Annotated in this window: 6 protein-coding genes; 4 read left to right on the forward strand and 2 right to left on the reverse strand. The window is 36.8% G+C overall.

Features of this window, described 5'->3' with window-relative positions; all coding sequences use genetic code 11:
- Window positions 1-432: 432 nt before the first annotated feature.
- Window positions 433-1,776: a UDP-glucose dehydrogenase family protein gene (locus tag GFK82_RS01045; protein ID WP_226811081.1), complete on the reverse strand. Its 1,344-nt coding sequence runs from the start codon at window positions 1,774-1,776 to the stop codon at window positions 433-435.
- Window positions 1,777-1,828: 52 nt separating this feature from the next.
- On the reverse strand, window positions 1,829-2,731 hold the full coding sequence (gene galU, locus GFK82_RS01050) for a UTP--glucose-1-phosphate uridylyltransferase GalU (RefSeq protein WP_226811082.1): 903 nt from the start codon (window positions 2,729-2,731) through the stop codon (window positions 1,829-1,831).
- Window positions 2,732-4,572: 1,841 nt separating this feature from the next.
- Here galU and queD point away from each other — a divergent pair.
- The 4 genes from queD (at window position 4,573) to pepA (ending at window position 11,358) form a co-directional block, all read left to right on the forward strand.
- Complete coding sequence (gene queD / locus GFK82_RS01055) at window positions 4,573-4,935, forward strand: 6-carboxytetrahydropterin synthase QueD (RefSeq protein ID WP_420885616.1); 363 nt, start codon at window positions 4,573-4,575, stop codon at window positions 4,933-4,935.
- Between the two features lie 1,670 nt (window positions 4,936-6,605).
- Window positions 6,606-7,625, forward strand: coding sequence for a tRNA (adenosine(37)-N6)-threonylcarbamoyltransferase complex transferase subunit TsaD (gene tsaD / locus GFK82_RS01060; protein WP_226811083.1), 1,020 nt, complete (start codon window positions 6,606-6,608; stop codon window positions 7,623-7,625).
- A gap of 281 nt (window positions 7,626-7,906) precedes the next feature.
- Window positions 7,907-8,140, forward strand: a complete 234-nt coding sequence (locus GFK82_RS01065) for a hypothetical protein (protein WP_226811084.1) — start codon at window positions 7,907-7,909, stop codon at window positions 8,138-8,140.
- Window positions 8,141-9,852: 1,712 nt separating this feature from the next.
- Window positions 9,853-11,358 carry a leucyl aminopeptidase gene (gene pepA, locus GFK82_RS01070; RefSeq protein WP_226811085.1) on the forward strand — a complete coding sequence of 502 codons (1,506 nt, stop codon included), beginning with the start codon at window positions 9,853-9,855 and terminating at the stop codon, window positions 11,356-11,358.
- Window positions 11,359-12,152 lie beyond the last annotated feature (794 nt).

Here is a 12,152-nt window from a genome sequence, read left to right on the forward strand (position 1 = left end):
ATGATCAGTTTAGATAGGGCATATTGTTAATTTAGAGTGAATATGGTCTTATAATTGATCTAATATCTGGTTTTGATTTTAGAGTATTGATTGCCTAGTTATGAAGATAAATTATCATGACATTTTATCCTTCATTATATTACTAAAGTAGTCATCTGCTTATAAAGTAGATGTCCTTCTGAGAGTGCTTTTAAGTATATTAGATTGTATGGTTAAGTCAGTTCAATAAAATCATCTTTAAATCTAGAAGATCATACTAAAAACCGTTTTAAATGTAAAAATGTCTTACATTAAGCAAAAACAATACACTTAGCAGATAGAATCCTGTGCCTTAGATTTACATGATTATTCTTAAATATCTTATTCATACAGGCATCTATTATAAAACGGTAAAAAAGATATAAAAATCGTATTCAATTCTATCGATATAAATTACGACCGAGAAGTAATTGAAGCACCTCGACCGATACCGTAATAAATAAATCCACGATGAGCGAGATGTTCTGGATCATATAAGTTACGCCCATCAAAGATAATGGGTTGTTTTAAAAACGCTTTAATAACATCAAAATCTGGTGCGCGGAAGTTCTGCCATTCGGTGCAGATAACCAACGCATCGGCGCCTTTTAGCGCAGCTTCTTTAGTACCCATCAATTTTAAGTCAGAACGATGTCCGTAAATGCGTTGTGTTTCATGCATGGCTTCAGGATCAAAAGCCTGAATAGTCGTACCGGCTTGCCACAGCGCCTCCATTAACAGACGGCTTGATGCTTCGCGCATGTCGTCTGTATTAGGTTTAAATGATAATCCCCATAATGCAAAAGTTTTACCGCTTAAATCATTTCCAAAATGGCGCTGAATAAACGTGGGTAATTTATCTTTTTGCTGATAGTTCACGTCTTCCACAGCTTGTAGAAGTTTAGGTTGATAACCTATCTGTTCGGCAGTGCGAATAAGAGCTTGGATATCTTTCGGGAAGCAAGAACCACCGTACCCGCACCCAGGGTAAATAAAACTATATCCGATACGAAAATCAGCGCCTATTCCTTGCCGCACTTTTTCCACATCTGCACCTAGTAGTTCAGCTAGATTTGAAATTTCATTCATAAAGCTGATTTTTGTTGCCAGCATACAGTTAGCAGCATATTTTGTCAGTTCGGCACTACGAATATCCATTAGTATTATCTTGTTGTGATTGTGGTTGAAAGGCTTATACAGCTCATGAAGTAACTCCAGTACATCTTCATTATCGCTACCTATGACAATGCGCTCAGGACTCATACAGTCATTTACCGCAGTTCCCTCTTTTAAAAACTCAGGGTTGGATACAACATCAAAAGTTAATGTGCTATTGCGACTTTTTAGCGTTTTCTTCATGATTTCACGGACTTTGTCCGCGGTGCCTACTGGCACGGTGGATTTATTTAGCACAATTTTGTAATCGTTCATATGCTGGGCGATCGTGCTGGCTACCGCAGTAACATATTTTAAATCTGCTGCCCCGTCTTCATCTGGCGGTGTACCAACTGCAATAAACTGTATGACGCCATGGCTGACGCCGGTTTGGGCATCTGTACTAAAGTTTAAGCGCTTGGCTGTGTAGTTCTGTTGTACCAGTGCCGTTAACCCTGGTTCAAAAATAGGAATCACTCCTTTTTTCAGATTTTCAACTTTGTACTTATCCACGTCAATGCACAACACATCATGTCCAACTTCGGCTAAAACCGCAGCCTGTACTAAGCCGACATAGCCAATACCAAAAATGGTCACTTTCATGTTATAAGATCCTGGTTTCTATGTAAGATATACTCAACAAAACTTCAATACTTTATGGTGTGATGAGTTCTTTTAACCATGTTTTGAATTGTTTGCCAAGATGTTCATGACGCAGGCCATATTCAACAAACGCCTGCATGTAACCTAGTTTGTTACCACAATCATGACTCACCCCCTTTAGGTGGTACGCCTCCACAGTTTCTTTGTCCATCAGCATGGCAATGGAATCTGTTAGTTGAATTTCATTTCCGGCACCCGGCAGGGTTTTTTCTAAAAGCGTCCAAATATCAGAAGAAAGTACATAGCGACCAACGATGGATAAATTAGACGGTGCCTTTTCTGCCACCGGTTTTTCGATAACTCCAACCATTGCTACGCTTTCACCTGGTTTGAGCTGTTTACCTAGGCAATCCACTACACCGTAGCTCGTGACATCCTCTACAGGTTCAACTAAAATCTGACTATGACCAGTATTTTCAAAACGTTTTAGCATAGCAGCTAGATTTTCTGTTTTTGGATTGGATTGATATTCATCAATAATCACATCAGGAAGCACTATCGCCACCGGTTTGTCACCCACTAACGGGTGTGCGCACAATACCGCGTGACCTAATCCTTTGGCTAGCCCTTGCCGGATTTGCATTATAGTGACATGGGGAGGACAAATCGCCTGGATTTCTGCTAATAGCTGGCGTTTTACGCGTTTTTCCAGTATCGCTTCTAGTTCAAAACTAGTATCAAAATGATTTTCAATAGAGTTCTTGGAAGAATGAGTAACCAGGATAATCTCATTAATTCCTGCATTGATACATTCATTTACCACATACTGAATCAAAGGCTTATCTACCAGAGGGAGCATTTCCTTTGGGATTGCTTTCGTTGCCGGTAACATGCGTGTACCCAATCCTGCTACTGGGATTACAGCTTTTTTTACTTTTGTTATATTAGAAGACATGAACCACCTCTCTTTTATTTAAATAAAACTTAATCGGTCTTGAATGAGAACAGTTGATAATAGTAAGTAGTTGTATACCATCTAAGACTCTTGGCGTGTATCGTTTCTGATTTTAAAAAAGATACTTGTGTAACTAAGACGTTAGATCTAGATATGTAAACTAGAGTCACCTCGCTGTATGACTAGGGTATATTTTTTATATATAGCAACGCGACTTCATTCTTGGAAGATTAAGAATGAATATTGAGAGATGTGCTCTACCTAAGTAAATGTCCCAGTAATGTTAGGGTGATTGATACTGATTTTTCTTATGAGCATCTACTTTGTTTACAGCACGATTTTGTCAAACAAGCAGTTCTTACTCTTTATCTATAGGATCCCTGATCATTATATAGATTTTCCTTTCTCCATGTTTTCATAGTTACTTGGAAAAATGCCTGAGTAATCGATATCTTCTCTATTTTTAGAAGAATAAATAAAATTTGTTGTTTAGATAGCATAGTAACGATAAGTAATTAAGAGTAGAGTTGAACTCTATGCACAAGTTATGCGCTGATTTCTAGTTAAGATAAGTGTTATAGAGTTTTTAGATTCATTATTTATCAGTGAGAAAAATGAAATTATATTGCAGATCGTGGCTATATTTCTTATATGTTACAAATAACATGATCTCGTATTTAGACAATCTTTTCAGTAGTTCTGCGAAAGTGTATTATTTTCCTTTTGATAATTTTATGGTGGTAGATCCATGCGTGCATTCTAACGTATCCAGTTCAGGTTTAGATGGCTGATGACATAGACGTGGAGTCAGGAATATAGATTTAATAAAGTGGAGATCGCAAAAGTTATACCATAGTAGATTTAAAGAGGAGACTCCCGATTAATCGTATCTATCTTGTAATTTCTGCTATAAATTCATCATCTGATCTCATATAGCTAGTTTCACCTCAGTATATATTTTTATCTGTATAATCTATGCTATTCCTACCGACCGTTACCCATGAGGTAAAAGCGAGAATAGTAAAAGTTACGAATATTTTTATAGTCCTGATAAAACATATCGCTACATGAAAATATTGATTTTACTTTTTTCTAGACTATTGAATATAATTCACACTAAGAGTTTACCGCAATATTAAAAATGAAGAGTATATATATAATTTGAATAGAGATATCGCGAATTTTTAGAAAAAACAACCATTAGTATTTACTTAAATGGATGTCGATGACATGATATGGATATACTTATCTTCTATTGCAACTTAGGAAGAATCGATATAAAATTAAATGATTTAAAAAACCATACGACTTATTTAATAAGTGATATCTGTTCTGACATTAGTATTTCATACTGGGCACGTGGTTTATTAGTGCTGTACACGCTCTCTTCCAATTAGTCCGCTAGCTTCTTTTATTCTGGAGCAGACTTGGGGGAATGATAATTGGAGGGATAATTCATATTCTAACTTTATCACTCCCTAAAAATCACATGATGCTGATGTGGGTATCTTAAGTTCTATAGGCCTATTATTTTATGCCAAGTTTTAATAAATTGTTTTGCTATATATAGTTTCTAACTTTAAACGTAATGAAAGTGAGATGAGTCAAGAAAAATACAAAAAAGATGTCTATTTTTATATGGACCGTCTACTTATAGTATATATGTATGATAAAAGATCAATCGGTAATCTATATGGTATGAAAACGTAGTCAAGCGCATTAATAGGTAGATCTGTTAATAGCATTTGTGGATTTAACAGTTGTGCTCAGTGACAATATATTAGCATCGCATTAATCAAACCTTCTGCTTAATTTGAAAAATATATTTTAGAGAAATAATCGTGATTAGTACGTTATATAAGGATTTTACCTTTGAATCTGCCCATCGATTGCCGCATGTTCTTGCGGAGCATAAATGTGGTCGACTGCATGGACATTCATTTTTAGTACGTTTGGAAGTGACAGGTGAAGTCGATCCCAAGACCGGATGGATTATGGATTTTGGCGAATTGAAATCCGCTTTTCAACCAATTCTAAAACGGCTTGATCATTATTACTTAAATGATATTCCCGGGCTGGAAAATCCTACTAGTGAAGTACTAGCAAAATGGATTTGGCAACATCTGAAACCCACAGTGACGCTATTAAGTAGTGTCACTCTTAAAGAAACCTGTACTGCTGGGTGTATTTACCGCGGGCAGTAAGGTCTTTGCAAAAAGACAGAGAGCTTACTAAAAGATTAAATATAAGTGATATAGTGTATGTGAGTTATTCTGTTTACTGTAATTAAACTGTGATCTCATGCAAATAGACTAAGAATTATGTGTACAAAAATAATACAGACTTTTTTATTTACTTGGGGTCTTTATTCCGATTGATTTAATTAAAGGCAGTTAAATCCATCCACTTACACGCAGTGAAAGTGAACACATCTAAGTGAATGAAAAATTTTAAATCTTTACTAGCTTTTAGAAAGAAAGCATACTTGCATCGCAAGGTATTGAAAAATGTCACTTTACCGTTTACGAATTGCATGTATTAAAAATACTGAATAATTATTCACTTGGATGGTCTTAACATTCAACGCTGAGATCTGCATGTGTAAATTTAAGTTTTGTCGTTCTATCTATTGTCTATCTTTTTATTGACTAAATAATTTAATATGATCGGGTTATTTATCCTTAATACAGAACGTTGCTTTAACTCTATAGCAATAAACATTTCCGTATCACATATTTTTCTGAGTCAAAAATATAACCTCGATTCATTTGTTTGGTATGTGTACCCCAGACAGGTAGCTCTTAGTCGACTATACATAAGCTCATAACTCCTTTATTTCATAATAGATAACGATTTTAGCATTCATCTCTCTATTAGAGATCCGGTTTGGTGTGTTTTTTAAAATGAAGCCACAATTGATTGCGACATGAAAGATAATCTGCTGTTTATGATGTGAAACATTCATGATGCTAGAGAAAAAATCAGAAAACCATTGGATATTCATGAGATATATATCGGTACACATCTCATACTGTGCTCATGAATACTGAGTTAATGAAAGATATGATTTAACATATATGTATTGAAAATAAGAGCATGACTGCATATGCATGAAGCGTCTGCATCCACTTTGGTTATGCATTATTAGTGTTTTGAACTGGCATTTTTTATTGATCATAGAACATGATAGTCCTAAGAATTACGATTATGTTTTTCTTGTTAATAGGCGACGCATTATTCTCTGTTTAGGAAGTTTTAATGATTACCCGCTTTTATACCTGAAGGTTTCATTTACCACATATAAAGTTCCAGTTGTAATGTGTCTGTATTAGACACCTAAAGGGTGATTGGGTAGATGGATACTTGAGAATTTAACGGAAATTCACTAGAAATCAGCAAGGTTAAATAGTAATACTTTTATAACTGGTGCGTTCATATTATCTGAATATAGATGTGAAGTATTTTCCATCAATAGCAAAAAGGATTTTCCCCTAATCTTTTATCAGAAGAGTACTTATTATTTTATAGAGGTTTTATTTGCCTTCATAAAATGAAGAGTGCGGTTCAGAATGTTTTTTCGATGCTTTTGAAGCAATTGTAATTAAGATTACTTTAAGAAGTCATCAATCGTATATTAATACATTGTAACCAGAACTTGACAGACCGTTTTTGTGTCTTAGAGAACGAGGCGTCATTGAGCGAGATCTATATAAAAAATGCTGCTTGACAGAACCATATATAAAACTCTGTCTTGCCTAGTACTCGATCTTTTAGAAAAGGGAGATATTGTAATTTCACAGATATATGAAAGTTTCGAAAAACTGAATTATACAATCAATCATATCTTTCTTCTTGAAATTTATAGGTAATGACTATGCGGGTATTGGGTATTGAAACATCATGTGATGAAACTGGTGTAGCGATTTACGATCAAGATCGAGGATTGCTGGCGAATCACTTATATAGCCAGGTGAAATTGCATGCTCATTATGGCGGAGTAGTGCCGGAATTAGCTTCTCGTGATCATGGTCGTAAAATTATTCCCCTAATTCAGGATACGTTAGTGCAGGCACATCTTCAGTCATCGGATATCCACGGAGTAGCGTACACGGCTGGCCCCGGCCTGGTAGGCGCGTTAATTGTTGGGGCTAGTGTTGGACGCGCGCTAGCCTATGCCTGGCGGGTTCCGGCTATCGCTATCCACCATATGGAAGGACATTTGTTAACACCTATGCTAGAAACCCCTCGCCCAGCGTTTCCCTTCGTGGCTCTATTGGTTTCAGGCGGCCATACCCAACTAATCTCAGCGACTGGTATTGGCGAATATCAGCTTCTAGGAGAGTCTGTTGATGATGCTGTTGGTGAGGCATTTGATAAAACAGCCAAGCTTCTGGGACTAGATTATCCCGGCGGACCAATGTTATCGCGTTTAGCACAGCAGGGGGACCCGGAGCGTTATAGGTTTCCTCGTCCAATGACGAATAGACCTGGTCTGGCATTTAGTTTCTCTGGATTAAAAACTTTTGCTGTCAATACGTTTCGTTCTAGCGATCATACCCATCAGACTCGTGCGGATGTAGCAAGGGCATTTGAGGATGCGGTGGTGGATACGCTAATGATAAAATGCCAACGTGCGCTTAAGTTAACTGGTTTCCAGAGATTAGTTATAGCTGGAGGCGTAAGTGCCAATCAATCCCTACGTACACGCCTGGGGAAAATGATATTCCCGCGGGGCGGAGAAGTATTCTTCGCCCGTCCTGAGTTTTGCACGGATAACGGTGCCATGATCGCTTACGCCGGTATTATGCGGATAAAAACTGGGATGAAGACGGAGCTAGCTGTGTCGGTTCGACCTCGCTGGTCGATGGAGGAACTACCGGCGCTAGGCGTTTAGTTTTTACTCTGCTAACGATTCATATTCGAGTTTTTTAACTCAACGTCGTCTTATATAGTATTATTTTAACCGCGCCATAGTTTCTGGATGTTCTCGTGGTGACGTACATGTACGAGTGCTAATCAGCAGAGCATGGCGACTGGGAAAGTAAACTGTGGCGGCGGCTTGAACCACCATATTATAGACAGGTGCAAGTACGCACTGATAATTACACCTAATGAAGAATAGCCGGGGAGCAGCACTATTAACAACCAGGTGCCTATCATCAGGGCTGCGCGATCTTGGCTAAGACACGCGGCAATCGTTATGAAACTCAGCTAGAACGGCGGAAGATTAAGACTATAGCTGGTCTCCAGACCGGATTCAGAACATCAAACATTATCACGCTGCACCTGCCACCGCTCCGCATCACATTAGTCGCATCGGGGGGGGTGTCGCTGCCGCTAGTATATGGATCCGGTAGTCGAATAAGTCTAGAGTACAGAACTCTGTCAGATAATGCGCTGCATAGATAGGCGAAGACTATCATGACAATTAGGATAGTGTTATTCAGAATAACATTCTATTCATAAACACTCGTTTGATTTTATTGTTTTCAGATAATATGCATATTTTTAGGGAAGTGGTATTCGATAGCCATAAAACTGAGTATCTTGTATGAATATTGTATTAATTAAGTAATTAACAGTAATGCAGTGATAGTCAATCTATGATTGAGAAAAGCAATGCCTTCAGAAAGAAAAGTGGCTGACTGCTTATTTTAAAGTACCTTAAGATACATATCAAATTCACTAAATATAGTGCAGTGTTGCAGATACTGCATGTTGATGTGTAAATCGAACTTAGGTGTCGAAAAGTCTAAAAAGTATAAGGGAAATTATTGGAAGATATATCTTCTATCCTAGAAAACCAATATTATTTGTTTTGTAATAATCCATGGTAACTACATGTCAACATTATATATAAGTTGTAACTTATATTATTTGATGGAAATGAATAGTGATATATTAACCGGTGCATTTATTGTGTATTTTTCTTCTTTTAAAGCATGGGTATTGTAATATTTCAGGGAAAAGGGTTTGCATCCTAGTGATGCCATTTTATCCGCTATTTTTATTTTTCATCTCTAATTCTTCTATAGATCTTCATCGCGCAACCTTGTTTATGCTCCATATCCATGGAGGAACATTTGATGTGGACGCAATGTGCCATTTATTTATCTTTGTAGATAAATAATAGCTCGGATTCTAGATTAGAGTCATGCTTTTAATAAGTGATGAAGCCGTATTCACTGTAACTATGCAGCATATGATTTATGCATTAATCGCTTCGATGAAAAACATAATGGTATTAATAATAGACATGTTTTCTATAATTCAAAAAAAATAACTCTTGCGTTTATTTAGAATAGTCTCCTGTTTTTTTTCGATTATATCTTTGAAAAATTGTTAAGTAATTTGGGGTGCATAACCAAATTACCTATCTTTACTTGAGCAGGGCTAGGTTGGTTTTAAATACGTAAGAAATGAGAATGGAGATTTAAAAGGATGAAGAAGTATTAACGTTCTTATCTTAATACATATAGATAATGCACTTGAATTTTGTATTTCACTTTATGTATATGTTAAAAAACAGTGTAGTCAAGGAGTGTTCTGGTGAGATAGTTAATAGCATATAAAACCATAATTTCTATTTTACTAATGAGAAGATATTCTATTAGATAGATATACTTAGTGTTGTATTTAAAGATTTTATAAATCAGCAATATCTAGTAAAGTACTCTTAACACCTATAAAATATCCCAAAATTAAATGTATTTTTTAAAACATATCACACTTACCTATAGTAAATGATATAATCAAAATATATCTTTCTTTTTGCTAAAAGAAGATTTTTATTAAAAATAAGAAACAGTACATAAGAAAAATATTAGATGAAATGTAAGGATTGACTATCATGAATAAATCTACGTGATCAGCTCATAGATGATTTATGAAAATGATTAACCTGATTAATTTACATCAAAGTGGCCACCTTACATTAGTGAGATTAAGTATAACGAGAGAAAAAATTCCTTTAAAACATGAGAATTTACTGGTTGTCAAAGAATATTTTCTTTTGCATCGTTGAGATGCATATATAGCTTTGTATGCAAAGTTAGGGCAATAACGAGAAAGTCTACTTTCTCTGGCATTCTTGTTTTTTATTTAAAAAATCAGGAGATGGCATGGAGTTTAGTGTAAAAAGCGGTAGTTTGGAGAAACAACGCAGTGCGTGTATTGTCGTCGGAGTATTTGAGCCCAGTCGCTTGTCCTCTATTGCCGAACAGCTTGATAAAATTAGCGAAGGCTATATCAGCGCGCTATTGCGGCGAGGTGAACTGGAAGGCAAGGTTGGCCAGACACTTTTACTGCATCATGTTTTGAATGTTCTGTCTGAGCGGATATTACTTATCGGTTGTGGTCAAGAGCGTGAATTGGATGAGCGCCAGTATAAGCAAGTGATTCATAAGATGATCAATACGCTGAATGACACTGGATCTATGGAGGTCGTGTGCTTTTTGACTGAATTGAACGTCAAGGGGCGAAATACTTACTGGAAAGTACGCCAAGCTGTAGAAACGGTTAAAGAGACGCTATATATCTTCGATCATCTAAAAAGTATTAAAACCGAGTTTCGTCGTCCGCTACAAAAGATAGTGTTCAATGTTCTAACGAGTCAAGAGTTAATTAGCGGTGAGCGTGCTATTTCACATGGTTTAGCAATCGCTTCTGGTGTGAAGGCAGCTAAAGATTTGGGAAATCTTCCTCCTAACATTTGCAATCCAGCTTATCTGGCTTCGCAGGTTTGCCAGTTAGCTGCTGGCTATGCCAACACTAGCAAGACTCAGATTGTAGATGAAGAGCAGATGAAAGAAATTGGGATGAATGCCTATTTAGCGGTTAGTCGGGGCTCTGCTAATAAATCGATGATGTCGATTATCGAATATAAAGGAATCCTAGATACGCGTCCGATTGTGCTAGTGGGTAAAGGTTTGACTTTTGACGCTGGCGGAATTTCTATCAAGCCAGCCGATAATATGGGAGAAATGAAATATGACATGTGTGGTAGTGCTACTGTATACGGGGTGATGCAGATGGCAATGGAGCTGAGTTTACCACTGCATATCGTTGGTGTGCTGGCGGGGTCTGAGAACATGGTAGACGGCCGAGCATTTCGGCCTGGCGATGTTTTGACTACTCTTTCCGGTCAAACAGTGGAAGTGGTGAACACTGACGCTGAAGGCCGACTTGTGTTATGTGATGTTCTAACCTATGTTGAGCGCTTTGATCCCGATGTTGTAATCGATATAGCCACGTTAACCGGTGCGTGCGTTATTGCACTAGGGCATCATTTCACTGGAATGATGGCGAATAATAAGCCTTTGGCTCAGGAACTGATCGCCGCCGGAGAACAGGCCGGGGATCGCGTCTGGCGTTTGCCACTGGGGGATGAGTTTCAAGAGCAGCTAGAGTCCAATTGTGCTGATATGGCAAATGTCGGTGGACGATCAGGTGGTGCAATTACCGCAGCTTGTTTCTTATCGCGTTTTGCACGTAAATATAATTGGGCACATCTAGATATCGCTGGTACGGCTTGTTGTTTCGGTAAAGTCAAGGGTGTTACTGGACGGCCTGTGGCGATGCTATCCCAATTCTTGCTTAATCGCGCTGAATTCAACGTTGACGAGTGACTATAAAAAACATTAACTGATTGTTTTTTTGTGATTTTAAGTGCCAGATTACGATATAACAGTTTATGCTAGGATTTTTTGACACTTTATCATGATATGGTTCATCATTAGAACTTTTGCTACATGTACATCTCAATCACTTGATTGATTGTAATATGTATATATATCTATATACGATAATGAAAGGCAGTACATGTAATAATGAAAGAAAAACATTATACTGGCTCTATATTTATATCTCATTGAATTTATTAAACAAAACCATAATTATCAATTTCAAGTGCAAAATATATTCAACAATATCCAGATTCTTTTCTAAAACAACAGACAGAGCGCTTTGACTGTTATTGGATTCAAGCTGTTTAGATTGGATCCATATCCACAGAATTCGACCTTAAAAGGTCCTTTGTATTTTACATCGATGCTTTACAGAGATTAAGGGAGCGAAAGCATTATCTATATTTTATGCTTGAGATGCATTGAGTTATATCTTAGCTTTGATTAAATACTATATTAGTATAATAAACTATGCCATTTCTCTTTCAAAAGAGAAATAAAATTTGATAAGTGATATTGAAAATAGAGTACTCACTAGAGTAAAGAACTGTATGCTCATTAAAAATTAATGAGCCTGAGCAAAAAAACATAAAAAGACATGGTTGTTAAAATATGATTACTCTGTTTTTCTCTAATTTTTATGTTTTAGACAGAGATAATCTCTGTCTAAATAGAGAGAGTTGCAAACAGAACATCCACTATCTTTGGAAAAAGATAGTGGATACAGATTGCGAATG

The sequence above is a fragment of the Candidatus Steffania adelgidicola genome (assembly GCF_020541225.1).
Taxonomy (GTDB): domain Bacteria; phylum Pseudomonadota; class Gammaproteobacteria; order Enterobacterales; family Enterobacteriaceae; genus Steffania; species Steffania adelgidicola.